The organism is Streptomyces fumanus, from assembly GCF_014655295.1.
GTDB classification, from domain to species: domain Bacteria; phylum Actinomycetota; class Actinomycetes; order Streptomycetales; family Streptomycetaceae; genus Streptomyces; species Streptomyces fumanus.
Map to the genome: position 1 here is coordinate 221,921 of NZ_BNBI01000003.1, position 26,247 is coordinate 248,167.

Here is a 26,247-nt window from a genome sequence, read left to right on the forward strand (position 1 = left end):
CCGGCGCGCGGGTGTCAGGCCACCGGGGCCATGTCCCGCTGGGTGGGGATGGCGCCCGTCAGCGGAGTCGGGTCCGGGGTGGCCGCCAGCACCCGGCGGTAGACCGCCTCGTACCCGGCCGCCATGGTGTCCGGCTGGAAGTGCTCGATGACGTGGTCGCGGCAGTCGCGGGGCTCGATCGCGGACGCCGCCTCGATGGCCGCGGGCACTTCGGCCACGTCGTCGCGGACCAGCCCGGTGACGCCGTCGACGACCACCTCGGGCACCGAGCCGCGGCGCAGGGTGACGACCGGGGTGCCGCACACCATGGCCTCGATCATCACCATGCCGAACGGTTCCTCCCACTGGAGCGGGAAGAGCAGGCAGTGCGCGCGGGACAGCAGCCGCTTCTTGCGGTCGCCGGTCACCTCGCCGAGCCACTCCACGCCGGGGCCGAGCCGGGGCTCGATCTCGGCCTTGAAGTACTCCTGTTCGGCGGGTTCGCTGCACTTGGCGGCCAGCTTGATCTCCCGGCCGGCGGCGCGGGCGGCGTCGATGGCCAGGTGCATGCCCTTGTCGGGGGTGCAGCGGCCCAGGAAGAAGACCCAGTCCTCCTTCTCCCGCCGGTAGGGGAAGTCGCCGGCGCGCAGCGCGTTGTGCACGGTGCCCGCCCAGTTGAGGTCGGGGGCCTGGGCGCGCTGCGAGCGGGAGATGGCCACCAGGTGCACGCTGTCGCCGAGGTACCGGTAGTAGTCGCCGGGTTCGCCGTCCAGCGGGCCGTGCGTGGTGACGACCGTCGGGACGCTCCGGCCGCGGGCGAGCAGCGGTCCGGCCAGGGTGTGGTCGTGCACGACGTCCACGTCCAGGTCGGCCAGGAGGTGGCCGGTGGCCGCGGTGTGCAGCACCTCCGGCAGCGGCTCGCCCAGGCGGGGGCCCTGCGGTACGTCGTAGGCGCGCAGGATGCGCTGGGCGCGGGTGCCGTTGCGGCCCGCCGCGATCAGGGTGACGTGGTGGCCGCGGGCGACCAGCGCGTCGGTGAGGTCGGCGCACATCGCCTCGATGCCTCCGTAGCCGCGGGGCGGAAGCTCGAACCACGGCGGCGCGACCATGGCGATACGAAGCGGCCGGTTGCTCAACGCAGCTCCTTTCCTTCAGTCGTCCGCCCGCCGTGCCCGCACGGGGGCGCGGGCACGGGGGGATGCGTGGGGCCGGCCGCGGGCGGCGTCGGCCGCGGCGGCGCTCCGGAGCAGAGGTCTGGTCGGGGCGCTTGCGGGCGGTGCCGGTCAGCCGGCGTCCGGCGGGTCCACCGCGAGGCACCCGCAGGGCGTGCCGGACGTGCGCATGCCGGACGGCAGGCCGGTGACGGTGACCGCGCCGTCGGCGTCCACGGCCACGCCCACCCGGGCGTCGCCCACGGGCACGTCGGTCAGCTCCAGCGGCCCGTAGCGGCCCGGCAGCGCGGGGTCGAGGCGGAGCACGCCGTGCGGCACGCACACCTCGGCGCCGAGGAGCACCCGCAGAAGGTGCACGGGGGTGGCCGACGCCCACGCCTGCGGGGAGCAGGCCGCCGGGTAGGGCACGGGCCGGGCGTACTCGGCGCGGTCGAAGCCGCACAGCAGCTCCGGGAGCCGTCCGCCGAAGGCCGTGGCGGCGTCGAGGACGGCCTCGGCGACCCGGCGGGCGTGGCCGGTGAAGCCGTAGCGCCGCAGTCCCGCGGCGGCGATGCCGCTGTCGTGCGGCCACACCGAGCCGTTGTGGTAGCTCATCGGGTTGTACGCGGCCATGGAGGCGGCCAGCGTGCGCACGCCCCAGCCGCTGAACAGCTTCGGGGAGAGCAGGTGTCCGGCGACCGCGGGGGCCTTGTCGGTGTCGACGATGCCGGTCCACAGGCAGTGCCCCATGTTGGAGGCGAGCGCGTCCACCGGGCGCTTGTCGCCGTCCAGGGCGTGCGCGTACCAGCCGCGTTCGGGGAGCCAGAACCGCTCGTTGAAGCGTTCCTTGAGGCGGGCCGCCCGGTGCCGCCACTTCTCGGCGCCGGACGGGTCGCCGGTGTGCTCGGCGAGCAGCGCCCGCGCGCGGTAGGCGGCGTAGACGTACCCCTGGACCTCGGCGAGCGCGACGGGGGGTTCGGCGAGGCGGCCGTCGGCGCTGTTGACGCCGTCCCAGGAGTCCTTCCAGCCCTGGTTGGCCAGGCCCCGGTCGGTGGAGCGGCGGTACTCCACGAAGCCGTCGCCGTCCCGGTCGCCGTGGGTCTCGATCCACTCCAGGGCGCGGTCGGCGTGCGGCAGCAGTTCCCGTACGGCAGCGGGCTCGACGCCCCAGCGGCACAGTTCGCCGAGGAGCATCACGAACAGGGGGGTGGCGTCGATGGTGCCGTAGTAGACGGTGCCGCCGAGGGCGAGGGACGCCTCGACGCCGAAGCGGAGCTCGTGCGGGATCTTGCCGGGTTCCTCCTCGGTCACCGGGTCGGTCTTCGTGCCCTGGTACCGGGCGAGGGTCTGGGCGGTGCCGAGGGCCAACTGCGGGTCCAGGGGCAGCGCCATCCACGCGGTGAGCAGGGAGTCGCGGCCGAACAGCGCCATGAACCAGGGGGCGCCGGCCGCGACGACGGGGGTGTCGGGGCGGCCGGGGTCGAAGATGCGCAGCGCGCCGAGGTCCTGGCGGCTGCGGCGCAGGGTGAGCGCGAGCGCCTCGTCGCCGACGCTCAGGCGCGGCCCGGTCTCCCGCCACTCCATGCTGCGCACCGAGGGCGCGGCCTGCTCGACGGGCCGTTCCAGCGGGAACGAGGTCGGGGTCTCGACGCCGTCGATCTCCGGGGTCACCAGCACGGAGGTGCGCCAGGTGCCGCGGGGCGGCACGACCGCGCGGAAGGTGAGCTGGCCCGGGGAGCAGATGGCCTGGTCGGCGGCGATCCGCACGCCCCGGCTCTCCCCGCGCCACTGGCGGCTCATGGCGAGCGTGCCGTCGCCGTAGTCGACGCCGTACTGCCCGCGCGGGCGGACCCGGCCCTCCTTGACCTCGAAGAGGTCGGCGAAGTCGGCCTCGACGCGCAGGGTGAGGACACAGGCGGCGGCCTCGTTGCCGAGGTTGCGCAGCACGATGTCCTCGCGCATGCCCGCGCCGACGAAGCGGCGCCGCTCCACCAGGACGGTGGCCTCGCTCTGCCCGGGGCGCGGCCGGGCCCGGCCGAGGAACAGGGCCTGGTAGGGCTCCTCGGCGATGACGGAGAGCGGGTCGACCTCCTCGTCGTCCAGCCGCAGTTGCCACCCGGACAGGATGCGGGTGTCGCGGTGGAACAGCCCGTGGGCGGTGCCGGGCGCCAGGTCGCCGCCCCGCTCGGAGAGGCAGAACGACGACCCTTCGATCAGTGTCACCGCGTCGCCGCCGCCCTGGGTCGCTTCCCCGGCGAACGTCCAGCCCTCGCCCATCGATCACCTTCCCGTCATGAGAGTCGTACGGACGAAACCCGTGAAGAGGTTTGATCGATCACTTTTTATACGATGGTGCTCAACTTTCCTGCAAGTGGGGGCAGGTGGGGCGGCGGGGCGGGCGGGTCAGCCGGCGCGGTGCACGATGTGCCCGCCGGTCACCGTCAGCCGTACCGGCGCCTCGGCCACCTCGTCGGCGGGCGCCTCGACGGGGTCGACGCCGAGGGCGGTCAGGTCGGCGCGGCAGCCCGGGGTGACGCGTCCGGCGACGGCGGTCTCGCCGGCCGCGACGGCCGCGTGGCTGGTGCAGCCCTCCAGGGCCTGGAGCCCGGTCAGGCCCGCCCGGTCGGCGGCGGCGCCCCGGGGGGCCCGCGCGGTGGCCAGGACGGACCGGGCGTCGTAGTGGGCGATGGGCCAGTCGGAGCCGAGCGCGACGATCGCGCCCGCGTCCCGCAGGTCCCGCATCCGCCAGGCCCGCGCCGCCCGGGCCGCGCCGAGCCGCTGGGACCACTCGTCGGTGCGGTCGGCGCGGGTGTAGTCGGTGTGCGGGGGCTGCATGGAGGCGATGACGCCGAGCCGGGCGAACCGGGCGAGGGTGTCGTCCGGCACCGACTCGATGTGCTCGACGCGGTGGACGAGCCGGGCCTCCGGGCCGAGCGACTCCACGGTGTCCAGGACGTGGCGGACGCCCGCGTCACCGATGGCGTGGGTCGCGGTGCGCACCCCGGCCCGGTGCAGGGTGCGCACGGCCTCGCTGTAGGCCCGGGGGTCGGGCCAGAACGCCTCGGTGCCCTGGCCGTGGCAGTCGGGCTGTTCCAGCCAGGCGGTGCCGCCCTCGACGGTGCCGTCGATGAAGAACTTCACCCCGCCCACCCGCCAGTGCCGTCCGGCGCGGCTCTGCAGGGCGATCAGTTCGTCCAGGGCGGCGGTGTCGTCGCCGGGCATGCACCAGGGGGCGAAGCGCAGGCGCAGCGGCAGCACGGTGTCGCGGGCCACGGCGGAGACGAGGTCCAGGTCGCCGAGGTCCATCACATGGGCGCCGGTGAGCCCGGTGGCGGCCATCGCGGACAGCAACTCGACCAGCCGGACGCGCCGTTGCTCGTACGAGGGGCGGGGGGCGACCGCGGCCACCAGGTCCATCGCCGCGTGCTCCACCAGGTGCCCGGTGAGCCGCCCGTCGGCGTCGGTCGCCAGGTGGGAGCGCTGGGCGAAGGCGCGCGGGCCGCTGACCCCGGCGGCGGCGAGCGCGGCGCCGGTGACGAGGGCGGAGTGCCCGTCGTACAGGCGCAGGAAGGCGGGGGCGCCGCCGAGGACGTCCTCGATCAGGGCCCGGTCGACGGTCCGGCCGCCGAAGACGTTGTGGTCGAGGCCGTGGCCGAGGACCCAGCCGTCGATGCGCTCGGCGCCCGCGAGGACGGCCCGCAGCTCGTCGAGACCGGTCACCTCGGAGAGGTCGGTGCCGGTGGTCATGTCCAGTCCCCACACGGGGTGGCTGTGCCCGTCGACCAGTCCCGGCACGAGGGTGGCGCCGGCCAGGTCGACGACCTCGGTGCCGGTGCCGCGCCAGTCGCGTACGTCGGTGTCGTCGCCGACGGCCGCGATCAGACCGTCGCGCACGGCGACCGCGGTGGCGTGCGGGCGGCGGGGGTCGAGGGTGCGGACCTCGGCGTTGGTGACGACCAGATCGGCGGTGGGCATGTGCGGGGACTCCTCGGTCGGTACGGGCGGTCAGTCGCGCGGGAGCGCGGACTCGGTCGCTGTCGGGGTCGCGGGCAGGGGATCGGGTACGGGTTCGGCGCCGAAGCCGGCGTACACCTCCGGCCGGCGGCGGCGCAGCCAGGCGGCGAGGGCCAGGCCGGCCAGGAAGACGGCCGGTACGACGGTGGCGAGGACGGTGTTGACGGTGGCCGAGGCGCCGGTGAACAGGTCGAGGTGGGTGATGACCAGGACGATGGCGGTGGCCAGCAGCACCGCCGCGGCGACGGGCGCGACCACCGTGCGCAGCGCCCCCTCCTGGTGGCTGACGCGGCGGAAGTACAGGGGGACGGCGAGGGCGGCGAGCAGTTGCAGCGCCATCAGGCCGAGCATGCCGGGGGTGTTGACCCAGAGCAGCAGTTGCCGGTACGGGTCGGCGCCGGCCGCCGCGAAGACGAGGACCACGGCGGTGCCGAGCACGGTCTGGGCGATGCCCACCCGGTAGGGCGAGCCGTGCCGGGGGTGGACCCGGGCCAGTGCCCTGGGCAGGACGCCCTCCTCGGCGAGGGCGAGGCCGTAGCGGTTGATGGCGTTGTGGAAGGCCAGCAGGGAGGCCAGGACGCTGGTGACGATCAGGACGTGCATGGCGTCGGCCGCCCAGCCCCCGACGTAGGTGGTGATGGCGGAGAAGAACAGTCCGGCGGGGTCGCTGCCGGCGGCCTCGACGACCCGCTCGTCGCCGAACGCCTGGACGGCGGTCCAGACGATGAAGGCGTAGAACAGGCCGAGGAAGCCGACGGCGAGGTAGGTGGCGCGGGGCACCGTGCGGTCCGGGTCGCGGGCCTCGCGGCGGTAGATGACGGTCGACTCGAAGCCGGTGAACGCGGCGAAGGCGAAGGCCAGTACGGCGGCGGTGCCGGGCACCAGCACGTTGCCGGGGGCGAAGGAGGCCAGGGAGAGGCCGTGGGCGCCGCCCTCGATCAGTACCCCGGCGGCGAGCAGGGCGAGGATGCCGGTCTCGGCGACGAGGAGCACGCCGAGGACCTTGGCGCCGAAGTCGATGGAGCGGTACCCGCCGTAGCCGATGACCAGCAGGCCGGCCAGGGCGACGGGGAGCCAGGGCAGGTCCGTGCCGGTCAGCGCGAGGGCGGTGTCGTGGGTGGCGCTGCCGAGGAGGCCGTAGACGCCGATCTCCATGCCGTTGTAGCCGACCAGGGCGAGCAGGGCGGCGCCCACGCCGGCGGCGGGGCCGAGTCCTCGGGTGATGTACGCGTAGAAGGCGCCGCCGCCGCGGACGTGCCGGCTCATGGTGGTGAATCCGACGGCGAAGACGGCGAGGGTGAGGCCGGCCAGCAGATAGCCGACGGGGGCGCCGATCCCGCCGAGCACCAGGGCGAGCGGGGCCACCCCGGCCATGACGGTGAGCGGGGCGGCGGCGGAGACGACGAAGAAGGCGATGTCGCTGGTGCCGAGCGCCCCGGTGCGCAGGGCGGGCGGGGTGCCCTCGGCGGGGCGGGGGCTGGAGGTGGTGACGGGCACGGGAGGGCCCTTCTGGCAGCGGAGGGTCAGGGGGCGGGCGTGCGGGGTGTCCGACGGCAGTAAATCTAAAGGCTTTCGGTTTCCGCAATGTAACCTCCTCTTCGGACACCTGGGAAGACCCCGGAGGGGAGCGCACGACGTGGGACGGCCCCGCACACCTCTGTTGGACCGACGGCGCATCACGGCCACGGCACTGGAACTCGTCGACGAGCAGGGCGAGTTCAGCGTCCCGCAGATCGCGCGCAGGCTGGGGGTGCAGACCGGGTCGGTGTACCACCATGTGGACGGCCGGGACGGCATCGTGGAGCTGCTGCGGGAGCGGATCGCCGAGGCGATCGACGTGACCACCCTCGACCTGCGCCCCTGGGACACGGCCCTGGAGTCCTGGGCCCGTTCCTACCGGGCCGCGTTCGCCGCGCACCCCCGGGCCATCCCCCTGCTGATGATCAACCCGGTGCGGGCGCCGCGCGTCCTTCAGCAGTACGAGCGGGCGGTGGTGCTGCTGCGCGACGCGGGCTTCCCGGTCGCCGAGGTGATGCCGGTCATCGGGGCGCTGGAGAACGTGGTCCTCGGGTCGGCCCTGGACCTGGCGGCCCCCGCCGCCATGTGGGAGATCGGCGACGCGGCGGCCACCCCGCATCTGGCCGAGGCCCTGGACGCGGCCGGCGGCGACCGCGCCGACCGCGCCTTCGACCTGGCCCTGCACGGCTTCCTCACCCACGCCCGCGCACGGCTCGCCCGGCACACCGGGAGCCGGACGGAGTGACCCGCGGGGTGGTGCACGCGGGTCAGGGGTGACCCGCCGGGTCCGGTCAGGGCCGCCGGAACGCGCTCACGTCGAACCGGAGGGCCACCTTGTCGCCGATCAGGACGCCGCCCCGGGTGACGCCCCAGTCCGTGCGGTCGAGGGTCGCGGTGCCCGTGAGGGCGATGCGGAAGACGCCCCGCGGGTCGGGTCCGGCCCCGGTCAGGTCGCAGCGCACGGTGACCGGGCGGGTGACGCCGCGGACGGTCAGGGCGCCGGTGACCGCGAAGGCGTCCTCGGCCACCTGCTCGATCCGGGTCGAACCGAAGGCGATGACCGGGTGCGCCTGCGTGTCCAGGAAGTCCTTGCCGCGCAGGTGCTCGTCGCGCCGCCGGTTGCCGGTGCGGACGCTGTCCGCCCGGACGGTGAGCCGGACGGCGGACCGGGACGGGGTGGCGCCGTCCAGTTCGGCGGTGCCGTCGAACCCGTCGAACCAGCCGCGTACCCGGCTGACCAGCGCGGCCCGCGCGACGAAGCCGATCCGGGTGCGGGAGGTGTCGAGGACGTAGTGGCCGGTGAGTTCGCCGGGCCGGGCCGTGGTCGTCATGATGCTCGCTCCTGGGGCGGGAAGTGAAGTGACAGGGTGCCGGTTCAGGGGTTACGACGACACGGCCGCGCGGGATGTGAGGCGGGCGGCCGGGCTCACACTTCGGGGCGCCGCTCCGTCGAAGCGGTGAGAGCACACGCGACCGAGGGAGCTTCCGACACCATGACCACCCCGTCCGATCCGGACCTGAGCGCGCTCACCGGCGAACGGCACCACCTGATCAACCTCGCCTACCGGTTCCTCGGCTCGCTGGCCGAGGCCGAGGACGTGGTGCAGGAGACGTACGCCCGCTGGTACGCCATGCCGCCCCGGCAGCGGGAGGACATCGCCTCCCCCGGCGGCTGGCTGACGACCGTCGCCAGCCGGATCTGCCTCGACCTGCTCGGCTCGGCCCGCGCCCGCCGCGAGCGCTACGTCGGCGAGTGGATCCCGGAGCCGGTGCCCGACGGCACGGAGTGGATCAGCGGGCGGTGGGGCGGCACGGCGGTCGACCCGGCCGACCGGGTCACCCTGGACGAGTCGGTCGACATGGCCTTCCTCGTCGTCCTGGAGTCGATGACCCCGGCCGAGCGCGTCGCGTTCGTCCTGCACGACGTCTTCCGCTACTCCTTCGCCGAGGTGGCCGAGATCGTCGGCCGGACCCCCGGGGCCTGCCGGCAACTGGCCGCCTCGGCCCGCCGCCGTCTGCGCGCGGCCCGCCCCGCCACCGTCCCGGTGGCCCGGCGCGCCCATCTGGTGCGGGAGTTCAAGCGGGCCTGGGAGGCGAAGGACATCGAGGCCCTCGTCGGGCTGCTGGCCCCCGACGCGGTGGCGACCGGCGACGGCGGCGGCGTGGCCCAGGCGGCGCCCCGGCCGGTCCGGGGCGCCGAACGGATCGCGCGCTTCCTCACCGAACGGGCCCTCGCGGTACCGGGCGTCACCCTCCACGAGTCCACCGTCAACGGCCGGCCCGGCCTGGTCGCCCGGCTGGACGGCGCCACGGTCGCCGTGCTGGCCTTCGAGGTCACGGACGACCGGATCGGCCGGATCTGGGCCGTGCTCAATCCCCGCAAGCTCCGGGCGTGGACGGCGGGTTGAGCCCGGCGAGCGGCGGCCGGCGGCCGGCCCACGGGTGGGCCAGTTCCAGGAGGCGGGCGGCCCGCAGCAGCAGGTCCTCCCGCCAGGGCGCGGCGACGAGCTGCACGCCGACCGGGAGCCCGGTGGCGTCGTCGTGGTGCACGGGCACCGAGATCGCGGGCTGTCCGGTCACGTTGAACACCGAGGTGAACACCCCCATCGGGTAGCTGTTGCGGAACGCCCGCAGCGGATCGTCCTGCGGCCCGGCCCACCAGGAGCCGATCCGCGGCGGCAGGCACGCCGTGGTCGGGGTGACGAGGAGGTCGAACCCGGCGAGGAACCCCTCGACGATCCGCCGCGACAGGTGCTGGGTCCGCCGCACCCCTTCCGCGTACGCCCAGGAGTCGGTGGCCCGTGCCGCCGCGCGCAGGGCGCGGTTGTGCGGCTCGACCCGGTCGGGGTCGGCGAGCGGGACGCCGGCGCCGCCGATGTTCCAGATGGCGGTGAACGCGGCGACGAGTTCACCGGCCGGGGGCAGCGGCAGCGGGGTGTCGACGATGTGGTGACCGGCCTCTTCGAGGGTCCGGAGCACGGTGTCGACGGCCGCCGCGCAGGCCGGGTCCACGTCGATGCCGTCGAGGGGCGCGTCGGTGAGCACGCCGATCCGCAGTCCGGCCGGCAGGTCCGTCTCCAGCACGGCGGCGAAGGGCCGCCGGGGGGTCGGCGGCGACCACCAGGCGCCCGGGTCGTGCCGGGCCAGGACGTCGAGGACGGCGGCGGTGTCGGCCACCGAGCGGGTGACCGCCCCGCTGGTGCCCAGCCCCTCCACCAGTACCGTGCCGTTGGTGACCAGGCCGCGGGTGGGTTTGAGGCCGACCAGGCCGGTGCAGGAGGCGGGGACGCGGATCGAGCCGCCGCCGTCCTCGGCGTGGGCGAGGGGCGCCATCCCGGCGGCGACGGCCACGCCCGCCCCGCTCGACGACCCGCCGGGGGTGCGCTCCGGGTCCCAGGGGTTGCGCGTGATGCCCAGCGCCTCGCTCTCGGTGAAGGGCAGGGTGCCGAACTCGGAGGTCGTGGTCTTGCCCAGCAGGACGAACCCGGCGTCCAGGAACCGCCGTACCACCGGGTCGGACTCCGCGGCCGGTTCCTTCCCGGCCCCGGCGGAACCGTAGGTGGTGGGCCAGCCGGCCACCTCCACCAGGTCCTTGACCGGCAGCGGCACCCCGTGGAACGGCGGGAGGTCGTCCGCCGAGCCGGCCCGCGCCACCGCGTCGGCCGCGGCGGAGGCGGCCGCGCGGACCTCCTCGTCGGCCCGGTGGCAGAAGGCGTTGAGCCGGGGGTCGAGTGCGTCCGTACGCCGCAGGTAGCACTCCGCCACCTCGACCGGGCTCACCTCCTTGCGCCGTATGGCGGCGGCGAGTTCGACGGCCGGCGTGAACGGGTCGATCGACGAGGACATCACGAACGCTCCTTTCGTCCAGGGGGGGTCGGTGCCGTCAGTGTGGTCGCGGACCGGCCGTCGCGGCTTGGATGAATGTCGGGTTAACGTGACGCCGTGCGAGCGCCGGGAACGGATCGGGACGCCGCCGCGGTGTGGGAGATCACCATCCCCTCGCGGCCGGGAAGGCTGCCGGGTGTCAGCATGGCCGGGTTCCGCGCCCGCACCCCCGACCCCGTCGACCTGGGGGTGGTCCCCTACCCGGCGGTCACCGTGGCCCTGGACCTCGGCGACGGCCTGCTCGTCGCCGACGAGGCCAACGGCCGCCAGGAGAGCGGCAGTTCCGTGGTGGGGCTGGCGCCCGGCGGGGTGCGGGGCCGCGGCCGCGGCATCGAGTGCCTGCAGATACGGCTGTCGCCGGTCGTCGCCCACGCGGTGCTCGGCACGTCCGCGGGGTGGGGCGGGTCGGTGGTGTCCCTGGACGACCTGTGGGGCCGCGACGCCGCGCGGGTGCGGGAGCGGTTGCGGGCCGCCCGCTCGTGGGACGAGCGGTTCGCGCTCGCGGAGGCCGAGCTGGGCCGGCGGTGCGAGGCCGGGCGGGCGGTCGACGCGGAGGTCGCCTACGTCTGGGGCCGGACGGTCGCCGCGCGGGGCGCGGTACGGGTGGAGGAGCTGGCGGACGAGGCGGGCTGGAGCCGCAAGCGGCTGTGGTCCCGGTTCCGGACCCAGATCGGCCTCGGTCCCAAACGGGCGGCCCGGCTGGTCCGTTTCGACCACGCCGTGCACCGGCTCGCCGCCGGGCACGGTGCCGCGCGGGTGGCGGCCGAGACCGGCTACGCCGACCAGTCGCACCTCCACCGGGAGGTGACCGCCTTCGCCGAGGCGACGCCCACGGCCGTCGCCGAGGCGCCGTGGCTGGCGGTCGACGACCTCGCCTGGGCCTCCCCCGCGTATCTGACGGCCGCCCGCCCGATCAGTCCCGGTGGGCGCCCACGTCGCCGTTGACGGTGGTCAGCGTCATGACGGGGCCGTGCCCGGCGCCCCGCACCGGGAGGTCCACGCCGGTCCGGCCGTTGCCGGTGCGGGCGGTGACCCGGTAGGCGGGGCTGCCGTGCGGGACGGTCGCCTCGACCGAGCCGTTGGCGGTGGTCCCGGTGACGGCCGACGGGGCGGTGGCGCAGCCCAGGAGCACGTCCCCGTTGGTGGTGCGGGCGGTGAGCCGGTCCGCGGCGAGGGCGGCCGTCCGTACCGAGCCGTTGCGGGTGGACAGCCGTACGGCGGCGTCGTCGCGGCCGGAACGGGTCACCGTGACATCGCCGTTGACGGTGGTGAGGTCCAGCGCGGCGGCGACCCCCGCCACGTCGATGCCGGCGTCCCGGGCGGTGGCGGTGACCCGCGTCCCGCCGGGGACGCCCACCGTGGGCGTACGGGGGCAGGGGCCGGCGTCGCGGTCCCGGTCGGCGCAGGTCAGGTCGAGGGTCCAGGTGCCGTCGCGGTGGGACCAGCGGGGGTCGGCCCGGTCGTCCACGGTGATGTCCCGGCCGTCGGCGGGGCGCAGCCGCAGTCCGTCGCCGGTGGTGATGACCAGGGCCGCGCCCGGGGTCAGGGCGACCGGGTGCGCGTCCGCCCCGCCGCCGTCGCCGTCTGCGCCGCCGCACGACACGGCGGCCGGGAGCACGGCCAGGGCAACGGTCAGGCGCAGCAGGCACTTCGGTGTCATGCCGGTGCGGGTGCCCCGGCCCGGCGCCCTGATGACCGGGCGCGCGGCACCGCGGGGTACCGGACAGGACGTGTCCGCTACCCGTGCGCACAATGGGCGGCATGCAGAAGACGTCCTCGCGGCTGCTCGCGCTGCTCTCGCTGCTCCAGACGCGCCCGGACCGGTCCGGTGACGACCTCGCCGAGAGGCTGGGCGTCACCGCGCGCACGGTCCGCCGCGACATCGGCCGGCTCCGCGACCTCGGCTACCCGGTCACCTCCGTCAAGGGCCCGGCCGGGGGCTACCGTCTCGACGCGGGTACGCGGCTGCCCCCGCTGCTGTTCGACGACGGTCAGGCCGTCGCCCTGGCCGTCGCGCTGCGGACGGCGGCGGCCGGCAGCGGCGCGGTCGCCGAGGACGCCGCCCGCGCCCTGACCACCCTGCGCCAGGTCCTCCCGCCCCGCCTGCGCCACCGCATGGACCTGCTGAGCGTCACCGCCGTCCGGCCGCCCGGGGACCGGGACGCCGACCGGACCGACCCGGAGGTCCTCATCGCGCTGAGCCGTGCCGTCCGCGCCCGGGAGGAACTGCGCCTGGACCACCGCGACGGCTCCGCCGAGCGGCCGCGCCGGGTGCAGCCGCACCACCTGGTCACCCGGCGGGGCCGCTGGTACCTGGTCGCCTGGGACCTCGACCGCGAGGACTGGCGGATCTTCCGCGCCGACCGGGTCCGGCCCCGCACCCCGACCGGCCCCCGTTTCGCACCGCGCCCCCTGCCCGGCGGCGACGTCGGCGGCTTCGTCACCGGCAGGCTGCGCGGCGGCGACGGGACCACGGCCGACTGGCCCTGCCGGGGCGTCGTCGTCCTCGGCCGGCCGGCCGCCGAGGTCGCCCCGTTCGCCCCGGACGGGATCGTGGAGGAACTGGGCCCCGACCGCTGCCGGCTCACCCTCGGCTCCTGGTCCTGGACCGGACTGGCCGCCGCCCTCGGCCGCTTCGACACCGGCGTCGAGGTGGTCGGTCCGCCCGCGCTGCGCGAGGCGTTCGCGACGCTCGCCGCCCGGTACGCGGACGCCGCCCGGCCCCGGCCGTGACCGGAGGCGGCCGGAAGTCGCCGTACGGGCCTGGTGTGGCGGCAGGGAAAGCGGATACCGTCACGGACGGCGCACCGCAGGGCAGGACCGTCCGGTTCCGCACCGCCTCCCTCCCCCACGGCCGCCCCCGACGGGCCGGCCGGAGCCGCGGCCGAACGCGCTGCGGTGCCGCCGTGTTGCCAAGGAAGCGCCACCGCCGTGCAAGCGTCCTCGCTCCTGGAGCCGACATGTTACGACGCCGCTGGACCGGTCCCCTGCTGCTCCTCCTGCTGCTGACCGTGCTGGCCTCACCCCCCGCCGCCGCCTCCCCCACCACTGCCGACGCCGCGTCCGCGGTCCCCCTGCCGTCGCTGAAGGCGACCACCACCCAGGTCGCCTCCGGGCTGCGGCGCCCCACCGGCATCGCCGCCCCCGACGACGGCACCGGCCGGCTGTTCATCACCGAGAAGCCCGGCACCGTCCGCGTCTACCACCCGGACACCGGCCTCGCCGACACCCCGCTGATCGACATCACCTCGGCCATCGACGAATCGGGCAACGAGCGCGGCCTGCTCGGCATCGCCCTGCCCGCCGACTTCGCCGAGAGCCACACCGTCTACCTGGCGTACACCGCCAAGCCCGACGCCGCGGTCACCCTCGGCCGCTACCGCCTCGACGAGAACCGGCTGGAACCCCTGCTCTCCCAGCCGCACACCGAGTACAACAACCACAACGGCGGCCAGCTCGCCTTCGGCCCCGACGGCAACCTGTACTGGAGCATCGGCGACGGCGGCGGCTCGGGCGACCCGCTGCGCGCCGGGCAGCGGCTGGACACCCTGCTCGGCAAGATCCTCCGGATCGACGTCGGCCGGGCCTGCGCCCCGCTGGCGTACTGCGTCCCCGAGGACAACCCGTTCGTCGACACCCCCGGCGCCCGCCCGGAGATCTGGCTGTACGGGCTGCGCAACCCGTGGCGGTTCTCCTTCGACGCCGCCGACGGCTCGCTGTGGATCGGCGACGTCGGCCAGGGCCACTGGGAGGAGATCGACCACCTCGCGCCCGGCCGGGGCGGGGCGAACCTCGGCTGGTCCTGCTACGAGGGCCTGGAGAAGTTCGAGGGCGGCAACTGCCCGCCCGGCGAGCAGTACACGAAGCCGGTCTTCACCTACTCCCCCTACACCGGCGGCTGCTCGGTGATCGGCGGTCAGGTCTACCGGGGCTCGCGCTACGCCGGTCTGCTGGGCGGCACGTACATCGCCACCGACTACTGCTCGTCCACGGTGTGGGCGCTGCGACCCGACGGCCGGGGCGGCTACGAGCAGGCCGAGATCGGGCAGTTCCCCACGCAGGTGACGACCATCGGCACCACGGCCGAGGGGGAGTTCTACGTGGTCAACGACCTGCCCGGCGGGCTGCACCGGGTGTCGTTCAGCCGCGAGGAGCCCACCTGCCGCGTCGACCGCACGGTGCGGTCGTGGGGCACCGGCACGACGGTCGACCTCACCGTCACCAACACCGGCAGCACCCCGGTCGACGGCTGGACGCTGAAGTTCCCGCTGGCGTTCGGGCAGACCGTGATCTCCGACTGGAACACCGACCTCACCCAGCTCAGCAACACCGTGACCGCCACCAACGCCGCCCACAACGCCACCATCGCGCCGGGGGCGAGCGTGACCCTCGGCTATCTCGCCAGTCACACCGGCGACGCCTCGCCGCCCCCGCGGTTCACGCTGAACGACGACGCCTGCGCCATCGGCCGCTGACCGGTTCCGCTAGACGGTCTCCTCGGCCCTGGCCGGCACCGGCGCAACGGTGGGCGCGCGGCGCCACGGCGTCCACCAGTTGGCGCGGCCGGCCAGGGCCATCACCGCGGGGACCAGCAGCACGCGGACCACGGTGGCGTCGAGCAGCACCGCCAGGGCGAGGCCGGTCCCGATGGTCTTCAGGAGCTGGAGCCGGGAGGTGGCCAGGGCGCCCATGGTGACGGCGAAGGTCAGGGCCGCCCAGGTGAACAGGCGGGCGCTGCGGTCGATGCCGCGGGCCACGGCGGCCGGCCCGTCCCCGGTGCGGTCGTACTCCTCGCAGATCCGGGCCAGCAGCAGGATCTCGTAGTCCATCGACAGGCCGAAGGCGATGCAGAACAGCAGGACGGGGACGAAGACCTCCGTGTAGCCGGTGACGGTGAACCCGCCGAGCAGGCCCGCGAGACGGCCCTGCTGGAAGACGAGGACCACCGCGCCGAAGGAGGCGGCCAGGCTGAGCGCGTTCAGCACCAGCGCCTTGACCGCCAGGACCGGGCGCCGGGTGAAGGCCAGCACGAGCGCCGCCATCGCGGCGGCCACCAGGCCCAGCGCGAGCGGCAGGCGGGCGGTGACGGCCCGCTGGGTGTCGGCGAGCCGGGCGCCCGGGCCGCCGACGAGCACCGGGGCCGGGGCGGGCAGCGCCCTGAGACGTTCGGCGAGGACGCGGTTGGCGGGTGCGTAGATGTCCGCGCCGGTGGTGACCGCCAGCCAGGTCGCCCCCCGGCCGGTGAACTCCCGCCGGTCCGGGACCGGTCCGACCCGCCGGCCGTGCGCGTACCTGCCGGTGGCGGTGGTGACGCCGGTGACGCCGGGCCGGGCGGAGACGCGGCGGGCGTAGCCGTCGAGGTCGCCGGGGTGCCGGGCGGCGTCGAACCGGGGCAGCACGACACAGGCCCGGGTGAGCAGGTCCCAGGCGTCGAAATCCGCCCGTACCGTCTGGCCGGCGCGGCGAGTGTCGGAGTCCGGCGGCAGGATGCGGTCGTCGGCGAGGCCGAAGCGTACCTGCAGGAACGGCGAGGCCAGGACGAGCAGCCCGGCGGTGACCGCGACGGCGACCACGAGGGGGCGGCGGGCGACGCGCGAGGCGGTCCGCCCCCAGGCACCGAGCGGCACGGCCCCGGCGGGGGCGGGGGCGGGGACGGGGCGCCGGCGGCGGGCGAACGGGTCGTAGCGGTCCACGGCGTCCCCGCAGGCGCGCAGCAGCACCGGCAGGACGAGGAGCGTGCCGGCGGCGGCCAGGGCGACGACGATGACGCCGCTGTAGGCGACCGAACGCAGCACGGCGTGCGGGAAGGCCAGCAGCGCGGCGAGGCAGGTGGCGACGGTGGCCGCGGAGAACAGCACGGCCCGGCCCGCGGTGGCGAGGGCGACGGACAGCGCCCGGGCCGGGTCGGTGCCCGGCCGGCCGCGTTCCTCCCGGTAGCGGCTGAGCAGGAACAGGCAGTAGTCGACGGCGAGGCCGAAGCCGAGCGCGGAGGCGATGTTGATCGCGTAGGCGGACAGCGGCAGCCAGGTGTCCAGCAACCGCAGCGCGGTCCAGGTGCCCAGCACCGCGAACGCGCCGACCAGGACGGGCAGCACGGCGGCGACGGCCGACCGGAAGACCAGCAACAGCAGCAGCGTGGTCAGCGGCAGGACCAGCAGTTCGGCGCGGAGCTGGCCGTCGGCCGCCTGCCGGGCGACGGTGGCCCGTACGGCCGCCTCACCGGTCGCGGTCACCGCCAGCGGCCCCGGCCGCCCGGTGACGGCGGAGACGATCCGGGCGGCGGCGGGGGTGGTGCGCTCCTCGTCGCCGCGCAACCGTACGGCGATCAGGGCGCTGTTCCCGTCCCGGGAGCGCAGCAGCGGCCGGGGCCCGGGCCGCAGGTCCGTCCAGTAGGACACGACCCGCGCCACGTCCGGGTCGGCCGCCACGCGCCGGGTGAGCCGCTCCCCCGCCGCGCGGACCCGGGCGGTGTCGACGGCGGCGCCCGGTCCCGGCGCGCCGGACGGTCCCGGGCGTGCCGCCGCCACCAGGACCAGATCAGGGCTCCCGGCCCGGAATTCCGCCTCCACCAGCCGTTCGGCACGCCGGGATTCGGCCGACTCGGGGGTGATCTCGCCGATCACCAGCCGGTCGTGCAGCGGCGCCCCGAGCCATGCCGTCAGCGCGGTGGCGGCCAGGGCGAGGAGGAGCAGCGCCACGTCCCTTCCGCGTCGCTCGGGTCGGGGCTCGGTACGGCGTCGTCGGCGCACGCGGTCTCCTTCTTCCGGGCCCGGTCGGGCGGGGGCGGCCGCGTCCCGTCGGGCTGGTCCGTCCGTGTGAACTGCGGGGCGGGGGCGGTACGTACGGCGGCGGATGTCCGGTTGGGGCGGTGGGCGGCACGTTCGGGGCCGCCGTCGCACCGGGAGTCGACATGCGCCTGCTTCTCATCCGCCACGGCCGGACCCGCGCCAACCAGGACGGCGTCCTGGACACCGCGCCGCCCGGCCCCGCCCTGACCCCGGCGGGGCGCCGGCAGGCCGCGGCGCTGGTGGACGCGCTGGCCGGGGAGGACATCGGCGCGCTGTACGTCTCGCCGCTCACCCGGGCCCGGATGACCGCGGCCCCGCTCTCCGCGGCCCTCGCCCGTCAGGCCGTGGTGCGGGCCGGGCTGCGGGAGGTGGAGGCCGGTGCGCTGGAGGGGAGCACGGCGCCGGAGGACATCGGCCGCTACGCGGCGGTCGCGGCGGCCTGGGCGGCCGGCCGGACCGGCGTACCGATGCCGGGGGCGCCGTCCGGGGCGGCGTTCTTCCGCCGCTTCGACGGCGTCGTGGCGGAGGCGGCCGGCTGCGGGGCGGAGGTCGTCGCGCTGGTCACCCACGGCACGGCCGTCCGCGTCTGGACGGCGGCGCGGACGGCGAACGTCTCCGTGGACTTCGTACTGGAGCACGAGGTGTCCAACACGGGTGTCGTCGCGGTGGAGGGCACCCCGGAGACGGGCTGGCACACGGTGTCGTGGTGCGGCACCGCCCTCACGACCGACGCGCTGTCCGGGACGGGGGGTGCGTGAACGCCGCGGCCCTTCCGGGCGGCGTACGGCTCCGGGGGTGTTCGGCGGGCGGGACGTCCGGGAGCGCCCCCCGGGTCGCGGCGCGCCTCGGCGGCGGGGCGTCCGAGAACGCCGTGGTCCCTCCCCGCGACTCAAGGTTCCGCCCGGCACGTGTCGCGTCCCGGGCGGGGCGCCGGGCGGTCGGTGAAGGGCTGGCCGGAGAGGGCGGCGATGGCCGTCATCGTTCTCAGGGTCGTTTCGCGCAGTGCGGCGGTGGTGGGGAAGCCGTCGGGCCGCCGGTCACCCGGCAGCGCGCCGAGCGGCCGGCCGAACCGGATGCGGACGGGGTGCGGGCGCAGTCCGGCCGTGCCGAGGGGCTGCACCCGGTCGGTGCCGCTGATCCCGAACGGCACCAGCGGCACGCCGCAGGTGAGGGCGAGGGCCGCCGCGCCGGGGCGGCCGCGGTAGAGCCGTCCGTCGGGCGACCGGGTGCCCTCGGGGTACAGGGCGAGGGCCCCGCCCGCGTCGAGGACGCGCCGGCCCCGGTCGAGCGCCTCGCGCGCCGCGGCCGGCCCGGCGTCCCGGTCGACCGGCAGGAAGCCGAGCCGGCGGCAGAACCCGGCGACGGCCCGCCCCGTGGGGCCGGTGCCGGTGAAGTACTCCCGTTTGCTCAGGAAGACCAGCCGCCGCCGCACCGCCGCCATCAGGAAGAACGTGTCGCAGGCGGCGAGATGGTTGCCGGCCAGCAGCACGGGCCCGCCGGCCGGGACGTGTGCGGCGCCCTCCACGGTGATCGGGCACCAGGCGGTCCCGACCAGCCGCATCAGCGTCCGGGTGCCGTGGTAGACGTGCACGTACCGTCCTCTCGGTCCGGGGCCACCACGTCCGGTGCCAGTCGGCCGAGGGCCCGCTGCCAGGCCCCGGCGAGCTGCCGGGCCGCCGGCAGCGCGGCGTCCGCGGTGAACGCGCAGACCGCCTCGTCCCGCCACAGGGTCAGCACCGGCTGGTAGGGGAAGTCGGCGGGCAGGCAGTTCAGTCCGGTCAGGCGGCGGGCCCGGCGGCCGGCGAAGCCCAGGTCGGCGGCGGAGTGGAGGATGGTGGTCTGTACCCCGCAGCGCGCGAAGACCCGCTCCGAGAAGGCGCGGGTGCCCGCCGGGCTCAGCCGTCCGAGGGCGTGGCCCAGCGCCCAGCGGACGCCCGGGTCGCGCAGCGGCCCGGTCCGGCGGGCGATGATCCGCACCCGTTCGGCGAGGTCCCGCTCCCGCCAGGGGACGTCCAGCAGCGCGAGGGCGAACCGGTTGCCGCGGTAGGGCGTCGGACCGGCCGGTTCCAGGGCGACGGGCACCCCGATACCGCGCGGGCGGCGCCGTTCGGCGGTCCAGCCCGTCGGGTCGGCCGCCTCGGCCGCCGCGGACAGGGCGCCCAGGTGCACGTCGAGGACCGAGCAGTCCAGCGCGCGGGCCGCCGCGCGCAGCGCCGCCACGGGGACGACGGCCCGGGAGAGCACGCGCCGTCCGGCCGGTGCCCCGGGGAGCAGCGGCCGCCGGGGCGCGGGCCGCAGCAGCTTGGCCGAGGCGCCCAGGTTGCGCGCGTACCCGGCGGCGCGCGACGCGGCGGGCGGCCGTACCGGGTCCCTCGCGGGCAGCGGCGCGGCGCCGGGCTCGCGCAGGGCGAACAGCAGGCGGGCCAGCCGCAGCGCGCTGGTGCCGTCGTGCAGGGCGTGGTGCCCCCGGTAGCACAGCAGGTGGCCGTCCGCTCCGGCGCCGGTCACCAGCCAGACGCCCCAGGGCCGCCGCGCGCACGGCGCGACCTCGTTGACCAGCGCGTCGTACGCCGCCGGCCAGCCGGACGCGGCCCCGTCCGGCACCGCCAACTCCCGTACGTGGGCGTCGAGATGGTCCTCGCAACCGGTCAGGGGCGGCAGCAGGGGGAGCCGGGCGCGCAGGTGCTCGCGCACCTCCTCGCGGGCCGGTGCCGGGCCGTCCATCTCCAGGGCCGCGCCGATGTGGAGGTAGTGGGCGTCCCCCGTCATCGCGCCGATCGCCCGGTCGACCGCCGGGTACAGCGCCTCGTCGTCCGCCACCGGGACCCCTTCGTCCGTGCTCCTCCGCACCGTCACCCGCCGGCGGCCAGGTCGGGCCAGACCAGGGTCGTCGCGCCCCAGGTGAGGCCGGCGCCGAAGGCCGCGACCGCCACCCGCTGTCCCGGGGCCAGGGCGCCGTCGCGGACCGCGTGGTCCAGCAGCAGCGGCACGGAGGCCGCGCTGGTGTTGCCGACGTGCTCGATGTTGGACAGCCACCGCTCCTCGGGCACCTTCATCCGGGTGGCCAGCGAACGGGAGATCCGGGCGTTGGCCTGATGGATGGCGAAACGATCCACCTCCGCCGGCGTCCAGCCGGCCTTCTCCACCGCCCGGGTCAGGGCCCCGCCCAGGTGTTCCAGGGCCCGCCGGAAGACCTCCCGGCCGTCCATCCGGACCCGGGCGCGGGGTTCCTCGGCCGTGTACCGGTAGCGGGTGCGGGAGCCGCCGCGCGGTACCTGGATGAGGTCGGCGCCGCCGCCGTCGCTGCCCAGCACGAACGGGCCGAACGCGCCGGGTTCGCCGGGCCGGCCGGCCCGGACGACCGCGGCGGCGGCACCGTCCCCGAAGATCGGCCCGGTCGCGGGGTCCCGGGGGTCCACGACCGCGGACATGGTCTCGGCGCCGATCACCAGGACGCGTGCGAAGGTGCGGGCCGCGATGCAACCGGCCGCCAGCGACAGGCCGTACACGAAGCCCGAGCAGGCCGCCGACAGGTCGACCGCCGCCGCTCCGGACAGTCCGAGCCGCGCCGCGACCTCGGGGGCGCAGGGCGGGGTGACCCGGTCGGGCGTGGCGGTGGCCAGCAGCACGGCGTCCACCTGGCCGTGCCCCTGCGACTTCAGCGCCCGCGCGCCCGCCTCCGCGGCCAGGGCGACGGTGGCCGTCCCGTCGTCCACCCGGCGCCGGCTGCGCACGCCGGAGCGCTGGTGGATCCAGGCGTCGCTGACCCCGAGCGGCCCGGCCAGCTCGTCGTTGGGCACGACCGTCGGCGGCAGCCAGGAGCCCAGCCCGCACAGCACCGCCGCGGGGACGCCGTCGCTCGCCGGTGCCGTCATCGGGCGGCGGGCTGCCGGCGCGACTCCAGGTACGCGGCGACCTCGCCGATCGTGCCGAGGCCCGCCAGTTCGTCCTCGTCGGCGTCGAGCCCCAGTTCCTCCTGCGCGATCATGACCAGTTCGGTGACCGCCAGGGAGTCCAGTCCGGCCGCTTCGGCCGGGGCGTCGGGCCGGACGGCGTCCGCCGGCAGTTTCAGGCGCTCCACCAGGGTGTCCCGCAGCCACTCGTACATGGTTCTCCTCGGTCCGGTCGCTCGGCGGTACGCCGTCCGGCGCTCCGCGGAGGCCAAGATTCCACACGCCGCCCGGACCACCGGACGATCATCACTCCCACGGCTGACGACGCGGGACAGGTGAACTCCTTCGGGTGACGGCCCGCCGGAACGATCCGGCGCCCAACGTTTTTCGGCTCTTTCCCGCAAAGAGCGATACCGCTGACTTGTCCCGGCATAGCATGTGCGCGAAGTGTGCAGACCGAGCACAATGAGCACACAACCCAGCGGTGCCCAGGGGGGGTTACGGGGTGATGGGGACACCTGTGCGCGCTGCCGGGAGCGCCTGCCGATCCGGCGTCTGACGTCTGCTGCTCCACCGTCCGGCCGGTCATGACCCGACGGACACCAGTCTGTTCACCACAGGACCCACAGGGGGGTTGGTGTGTCCGAGAGATGACCACTTCACGTCTTGCGGCGCTCGACCGCGACGACCCGTCGCTGCTTCCGCTCGCCCGACGGCTGCTGTCCGTCGCGGAGTCGGGCCTGCCGTCGATGCTGCTCCCCGGCAAAGAGGCGTTCGCCTTCACCCTGGCCGGGACGCGGGCGCCCGACGGCTCCTGGCGGGTGGAGCAGCGCGGCACCAGCAGGCGGTACGCCGCCATCACCGCGCTCGGCGTCCAGTACCTGCCCGAGGACCGGCAGCGGGCGGTGCTCGGGGGGCGCACCGCGCAGGAGTTCACCGGTCTGCTGGTGGAGTCCCTGCCCTCGGTGACCAACCTCGGCGACGCGGCGCTGATCGCCTGGGCCGCCGCCGACACCGGGCACCCCAAGCTGTCCGACGCCCTCGCCCGGGTCGAGGCGCTGGACCACCGGGACCGGCCGCAGTACACCGTCGAGGCCGCCTGGGTGCTGTCCGCGCTCGCGGCGGCCCGCGACTCGGCCGACGTGGAGGGGCACTTCACCGCGGCGCGGGACCGGCTGCTGCGCTCCCGGACCGGCGGCAGCCCGCTCTTCCCGCACGCCACCGGGCCCGGCCTGGTGCCCGGCTACCGGGCGCACGTGGCCTGCTTCGCCGACCAGACGTACCCGCTGCAGGCGCTGGCCCGCGCCCACGCCAGCGGCCCCGGCGACCCCGAGGCGTTGGCCGCGGCGCAGGCGTGCGCGGCCCGCATCTGCCGGCTCCAGGGCACGGGCGGCCAGTGGTGGTGGCACTACGACGCGCGCACCGGCGGGGTGGTGGAGGGCTACCCCGTCTACAGCGTCCACCAGCACGCGATGGCGCCGACCGCCCTGTTCGACCTCACCGAGGCCGGCGGCGGCGACTTCGGCGCGGCCGTCCGCAAGGGACTGCGCTGGATGACCGACGTACCGGAGCTGGCCGGCCGCCCCGGCGGGCAAGAACCCTTGATCCTGGACGAGTTGGGCGTCACCTGGCGCAAGGTGCACCGGGGGGACCCGAGGAAGGCGGTGCGCGCGGTGCGCGGACTGGCCACCCGGGCCGTGCCCGGTGTGAGACTGCGGGTCCTGGACCGGGTGTACCGGCCGCTGTCGGTGGACCGCGAGTGCCGGCCGTACGAGTTCGGCTGGATGCTGCACGCCTGGCTGGGGGGCCGGATATGAACGGGCGCCGGACACTGTTCGGGTTCGAGCTGGACCCGCTGACCATGGACCAGACCGTCGAGCGCTGCCTCGCCGCCGTCCGCGAGGGCCGCAGGCTGGAGATCGGCGTGGTCAACGCGGCCAAGCTGGTCACCATGCGCCGCGACCCGCGGCTCGCCGAGGCGGTGACCAACTGCGACCTGGTGCTCGCCGACGGGCAGGCCGTGGTCTGGGCCGGGCGCGTGCTGGGCGCCCCGCTGCCGGAGCGGGTCGCGGGCATCGACCTGTTCCTGCGGCTGCTGGCGGAGGCCGAGTCGGCGGGCCTGTCGGTGTACTTCCTCGGCGCCCGCCCGGAGGTCCTCGACGAGATGCTGCGCCGGGTCGCCGACCGGTTCCCCGGGCTGAAGGTGGCGGGCAGCCGGCACGGCTACTTCTCCGACGCGGAGCAGCAGGCCGTCGCGGACGCGATCGCCCGCAGCGGCGCCCAGTTGCTCTTCCTCGGCATGACCTCGCCGAAGAAGGAGCTGTTCACCGCCGCCCACGGCACCCGCACCGGCGCCCTCGTGGTGCACGGCGTCGGCGGCTCCTTCGACATCCTCGCCGGAGTCACCCGGCGGGCCCCCGAGTCCTGGCAGCGCCGGGGCCTGGAGTGGCTCTACCGGGCGCTGCAGGAACCGCGCCGGCTGGGCCGGCGCTACCTCACCACCAACGCGGCCTTCGTGCTCATGACGGCACGCGAGCGCCTGCGCCCCGGACCGTCGGCCGCCCCGGCGAACAGGAGTCACTGATGCGCGTCGTCGTGGTCGGACAGGGATACGTCGGTCTGCCGCTGGCCATCCGGGCCGCCGAGACCGGACACGAGGTGATCGGCTACGACGTCGACACCCGGCGGATCAAGAGCCTCGCGGCCGGTGAGTCCTTCGTGGAGGACGTCTCCTCCGCACGGGTCCGCGCGGCCCTGGACAACGGCACCTACCGCCCCAGCGACTCGGCACGCGACTGCGGCGGCTTCGACGTCGCCGTGGTGACCGTGCCCACCCCGCTCCACGAGGGCACCCCCGACCTGCGGTACATCAAGGAGTCGGCGGTCACCCTCGCCCGCTATCTGCGCCCCGGCGCCACGGTCGTCCTGGAGTCGACCACCTACCCGGGCACCACCCAGGAGCTGTTCGCGCCGATCCTGGAGGAGGGCTCGGGACTCACCGCGGGCAGCGACTTCCGGCTGGGCTACAGCCCCGAGCGCATCGACCCGGGCAACGCGGTGTGGGGCTTCAAGGAGACCCCCAAGGTCGTCTCCGGGGTCGACGAGGCGTCCCTGGAGGCCGTCCAGGGCTTCTACGCCGGGCTCGTCGACACCACCGTGCCGGTCCGCTCGCCCAAGGAGGCGGAGCTGGCCAAGCTGCTGGAGAACACCTTCCGGCATGTGAACATCGCGCTGGTCAACGAGATCGCCATGTTCGCCCGGCACCTGGACATCGACGTCTGGCAGGCCATCGACGCCGCCTCCAGCAAGCCGTTCGGGTTCATGAAGTTCACCCCCGGCCCCGGGGTCGGCGGCCACTGCCTGCCGATCGACCCCTCCTACCTGTCCTGGCGGGTGCAGCGCGAACTCGGCCAGAGCTTCCGCTTCGTGGAGCTGGCCAACGACATCAACAACCACATGCCCGAGTACGTGACCCGGCGGATCGCCGACCTGTTCAACACCAGGCGCCGGTCGGTCAACGGCTCCCGGGTGCTGCTGCTCGGCCTCGCCTACAAGAAGAACACCGGCGACGCCCGCGAGTCGCCCGCGCTGCGCGTCTCCCAGCTCCTGCTGGACATGGGCGCGCAGGTCCGGGCGGCCGACCCGCACGTGGTGGAGAGCCTGCCGGTGGACACCCGGCTGGTGCGGGTCGAGGTCGAGGCCGAGGAACTGGCCGCCGCCGACGTGGTGGTGCTGCTCACCGACCACGACTCCTTCGACTACGACCTCATCGCCGAACACGCCCCCGTCGTCCTCGACTGCCGCCGCAGGCTGCCGTCCGGACCCACGATCGAGGTGCTCTGAGCAATGCCGCGCATCATCTGTGTCGCCGGGGCGCGCCCCAACTACATGAAGATCAAACCGGTGATGGACGCGCTGGAGCGCCGGGGCGCCGAGGTCCTCCTGGTCCACACCGGCCAGCACTACGACCCGGCCATGAACGACGTGTTCTTCGCCGACCTCGGCATCCGGCCACCGGACCGCTTCCTCGGCGTCGGCTCCGGCAGCCACGCCGAGCAGACCGGCCGGGTGATGACCGCGTTCGAGCCGCTGCTCGACGAACTCTCCCCGGACCTCGTCGTGGTGGTCGGCGACATCAACTCCACCCTGGCCTGCGCCCTGGTCACCGCGAAGGCGGGCCCGCTGCTGGCGCACGTCGAGGCCGGACTGCGCAGCCGCGACTGGTCCATGCCGGAGGAGGTCAACCGCGTCGCCACCGACCGGGTCAGCGACTATCTGCTGGCCCCCTCCCCCGACGCGGCCGGCAACCTGCGCGCCGAGGGCTACCGGGAGGACCAGATCCACCTGGTCGGCAACGTCATGATCGACACCCTGCTGGCCAACCTGGAGCGCGCCCGCGCCTCGGACGTCCTGGACCGCTCCGGGCTGACCCGGGGCGGGTACGGCCTGGTCACCCTGCACCGGCCCGCCAACGTGGACGACCCCGGGGTGCTCGCCGGGCTGCTGAAGGCGCTGGGCGAGATCGCGGACCGCTGCCCGCTGGTCTGGCCGGTGCACCCCCGCGCGGCCGGCCGGCTCGCCGAACTGGGCGTGCCCGGCGGCATCCGGCTGGTGCCGCCCGCCGGATACCTGGACTTCATCGCGTTGCAGGACGCGGCCCGGATCGTGCTGACCGACTCGGGAGGTGTGCAGGAGGAGACCACCGCGCTCGGCGTGCCGTGCGTGACGCTGCGGGAGAACACCGAGCGGCCGGTCACCGTCGAGGAGGGCACCAATGTGCTGGCCGGACGGGACCCGGCCCGCGTGGTGCGCACCGTGCACGGGGTACTGGACGCCCCGCCCGCGCCGCGCCGGCCCGAGCTGTGGGACGGCCGGGCCGGCGACCGGATCGCGGAGGTGCTGCTGCGCGGCGGCACCGCGCGCACCCGGCCGCGGCCCACCGACCTCCCGGAGACCGCCCCCGGACCGGAATCCCTGGCCCGGTCCGCACCCATGGACCGAACGTTCCCCATATGATCC

22 protein-coding genes are annotated in these 26,247 nt (G+C 75.6%); 10 read left to right on the forward strand and 12 right to left on the reverse strand.

From position 1 onward, the window contains the following. Window positions 1–14 precede the first annotated feature (14 nt). The 4 genes from IE316_RS08160 to IE316_RS08175 all read right to left on the reverse strand — a co-directional run bounded on the left by IE316_RS08160 (window position 15) and on the right by IE316_RS08175 (window position 6,641). Window positions 15–1,115 (reverse strand): glycosyltransferase family 4 protein, encoded by a 1,101-nt coding sequence (locus IE316_RS08160; protein WP_229910270.1) that lies wholly within the window; start codon window positions 1,113–1,115, stop codon window positions 15–17. Window positions 1,116–1,262: 147 nt separating this feature from the next. Further along, a complete protein-coding gene (locus IE316_RS08165) occupies window positions 1,263–3,407 on the reverse strand; it encodes an amylo-alpha-1,6-glucosidase (protein ID WP_190203477.1) in 2,145 nt (714 codons plus the stop codon). A gap of 126 nt (window positions 3,408–3,533) precedes the next feature. After that, the gene (locus IE316_RS08170) at window positions 3,534–5,105 is read right to left on the reverse strand and encodes an amidohydrolase (RefSeq protein WP_190203478.1); all 1,572 of its coding nucleotides are present in this window, start codon (window positions 5,103–5,105) and stop codon (window positions 3,534–3,536) included. Window positions 5,106–5,135: 30 nt separating this feature from the next. After that, on the reverse strand, window positions 5,136–6,641 hold the full coding sequence (locus IE316_RS08175; RefSeq protein ID WP_190203479.1) for an APC family permease: 1,506 nt from the start codon (window positions 6,639–6,641) through the stop codon (window positions 5,136–5,138). 139 nt (window positions 6,642–6,780) lie between these two features. On the opposite strand from IE316_RS08175, the gene IE316_RS08180 reads away from it, so the two are divergent. Next, on the forward strand, window positions 6,781–7,407 hold the full coding sequence (locus IE316_RS08180) for a TetR/AcrR family transcriptional regulator (protein ID WP_190203480.1): 627 nt from the start codon (window positions 6,781–6,783) through the stop codon (window positions 7,405–7,407). Window positions 7,408–7,453: 46 nt separating this feature from the next. On the opposite strand, the gene IE316_RS08185 is transcribed toward IE316_RS08180, so the two are convergent. After that, the gene (locus IE316_RS08185) at window positions 7,454–7,993 is read right to left on the reverse strand and encodes a YceI family protein (protein WP_190203481.1); all 540 of its coding nucleotides are present in this window, start codon (window positions 7,991–7,993) and stop codon (window positions 7,454–7,456) included. A 162-nt stretch (window positions 7,994–8,155) separates the two neighbouring features. Between IE316_RS08185 and sigJ the strand changes: the two genes are divergently transcribed. Then, complete coding sequence (gene sigJ, locus IE316_RS08190) at window positions 8,156–9,070, forward strand: RNA polymerase sigma factor SigJ (protein ID WP_190203482.1); 915 nt, start codon at window positions 8,156–8,158, stop codon at window positions 9,068–9,070. Here sigJ and IE316_RS08195 read toward each other — a convergent pair. Continuing rightward, complete coding sequence (locus IE316_RS08195) at window positions 9,033–10,508, reverse strand: amidase (RefSeq protein WP_190203483.1); 1,476 nt, start codon at window positions 10,506–10,508, stop codon at window positions 9,033–9,035. The genes sigJ and IE316_RS08195 overlap by 38 nt on opposite strands. A 96-nt stretch (window positions 10,509–10,604) precedes the next feature. On the opposite strand from IE316_RS08195, the gene IE316_RS08200 reads away from it, so the two are divergent. Further along, complete coding sequence (locus IE316_RS08200; protein WP_268257633.1) at window positions 10,605–11,492, forward strand: helix-turn-helix domain-containing protein; 888 nt, start codon at window positions 10,605–10,607, stop codon at window positions 11,490–11,492. On the opposite strand, the gene IE316_RS08205 is transcribed toward IE316_RS08200, so the two are convergent. Beyond that, on the reverse strand, window positions 11,461–12,207 hold the full coding sequence (locus tag IE316_RS08205; RefSeq protein ID WP_190203484.1) for a DUF4097 family beta strand repeat-containing protein: 747 nt from the start codon (window positions 12,205–12,207) through the stop codon (window positions 11,461–11,463). The two genes, IE316_RS08200 and IE316_RS08205, sit on opposite strands and share 32 nt — an antisense overlap. Before the next feature lie 101 nt (window positions 12,208–12,308). On the opposite strand from IE316_RS08205, the gene IE316_RS08210 reads away from it, so the two are divergent. Both IE316_RS08210 and IE316_RS08215 read left to right on the forward strand, forming a co-directional pair. Next, complete coding sequence (locus IE316_RS08210) at window positions 12,309–13,280, forward strand: helix-turn-helix transcriptional regulator (RefSeq protein WP_190203485.1); 972 nt, start codon at window positions 12,309–12,311, stop codon at window positions 13,278–13,280. 227 nt (window positions 13,281–13,507) lie between these two features. Then, window positions 13,508–15,022 carry a PQQ-dependent sugar dehydrogenase gene (locus IE316_RS08215; protein ID WP_190203486.1) on the forward strand — a complete coding sequence of 505 codons (1,515 nt, stop codon included), beginning with the start codon at window positions 13,508–13,510 and terminating at the stop codon, window positions 15,020–15,022. Window positions 15,023–15,031: 9 nt separating this feature from the next. On the opposite strand, the gene IE316_RS08220 is transcribed toward IE316_RS08215, so the two are convergent. Continuing rightward, a complete protein-coding gene (locus tag IE316_RS08220; RefSeq protein WP_190203487.1) occupies window positions 15,032–17,245 on the reverse strand; it encodes an MMPL family transporter in 2,214 nt (737 codons plus the stop codon). Window positions 17,246–17,457: 212 nt separating this feature from the next. On the opposite strand from IE316_RS08220, the gene IE316_RS08225 reads away from it, so the two are divergent. Beyond that, window positions 17,458–18,093: a histidine phosphatase family protein gene (locus IE316_RS08225; RefSeq protein WP_190203488.1), complete on the forward strand. Its 636-nt coding sequence runs from the start codon at window positions 17,458–17,460 to the stop codon at window positions 18,091–18,093. Between the two features lie 131 nt (window positions 18,094–18,224). Here the strand turns inward: IE316_RS08225 and IE316_RS08230 are convergent, their stop codons facing one another. The 4 genes from IE316_RS08230 to IE316_RS08245 are packed head-to-tail and all read right to left on the reverse strand — an operon-like array spanning window position 18,225 to window position 21,443. Then, window positions 18,225–18,926, reverse strand: coding sequence for a lysophospholipid acyltransferase family protein (locus tag IE316_RS08230; RefSeq protein ID WP_229910271.1), 702 nt, complete (start codon window positions 18,924–18,926; stop codon window positions 18,225–18,227). Then, window positions 18,896–20,155, reverse strand: coding sequence for a wax ester/triacylglycerol synthase domain-containing protein (locus IE316_RS08235; RefSeq protein WP_190203489.1), 1,260 nt, complete (start codon window positions 20,153–20,155; stop codon window positions 18,896–18,898). Before IE316_RS08235 ends, IE316_RS08230 begins: the two co-directional genes overlap by 31 nt. A gap of 32 nt (window positions 20,156–20,187) precedes the next feature. Next, on the reverse strand, window positions 20,188–21,210 hold the full coding sequence (locus IE316_RS08240) for a beta-ketoacyl-ACP synthase 3 (RefSeq protein ID WP_190203490.1): 1,023 nt from the start codon (window positions 21,208–21,210) through the stop codon (window positions 20,188–20,190). Next, on the reverse strand, window positions 21,207–21,443 hold the full coding sequence (locus tag IE316_RS08245; protein ID WP_190203491.1) for an acyl carrier protein: 237 nt from the start codon (window positions 21,441–21,443) through the stop codon (window positions 21,207–21,209). Before IE316_RS08245 ends, IE316_RS08240 begins: the two co-directional genes overlap by 4 nt. A gap of 435 nt (window positions 21,444–21,878) precedes the next feature. Here IE316_RS08245 and IE316_RS08250 point away from each other — a divergent pair, with 435 nt between their 5' ends. Genes IE316_RS08250 through wecB form a run of 4 tightly spaced genes read left to right on the forward strand, consistent with a single transcriptional unit; the run spans window position 21,879 to window position 26,244 of the window. Beyond that, the gene (locus IE316_RS08250; protein WP_190203492.1) at window positions 21,879–23,045 is read left to right on the forward strand and encodes a hypothetical protein; all 1,167 of its coding nucleotides are present in this window, start codon (window positions 21,879–21,881) and stop codon (window positions 23,043–23,045) included. Then, the gene (locus IE316_RS08255) at window positions 23,042–23,812 is read left to right on the forward strand and encodes a WecB/TagA/CpsF family glycosyltransferase (RefSeq protein ID WP_190203493.1); all 771 of its coding nucleotides are present in this window, start codon (window positions 23,042–23,044) and stop codon (window positions 23,810–23,812) included. Before IE316_RS08250 ends, IE316_RS08255 begins: the two co-directional genes overlap by 4 nt. Beyond that, the gene (locus IE316_RS08260; protein ID WP_190203494.1) at window positions 23,812–25,071 is read left to right on the forward strand and encodes a nucleotide sugar dehydrogenase; all 1,260 of its coding nucleotides are present in this window, start codon (window positions 23,812–23,814) and stop codon (window positions 25,069–25,071) included. Before IE316_RS08255 ends, IE316_RS08260 begins: the two co-directional genes overlap by 1 nt. A 3-nt stretch (window positions 25,072–25,074) precedes the next feature. Then, entirely contained in the window at window positions 25,075–26,244 is a 1,170-nt protein-coding gene (wecB, locus tag IE316_RS08265; RefSeq protein WP_190203495.1) for a non-hydrolyzing UDP-N-acetylglucosamine 2-epimerase, read from the forward strand. Window positions 26,245–26,247: the final 3 nt, after the last annotated feature.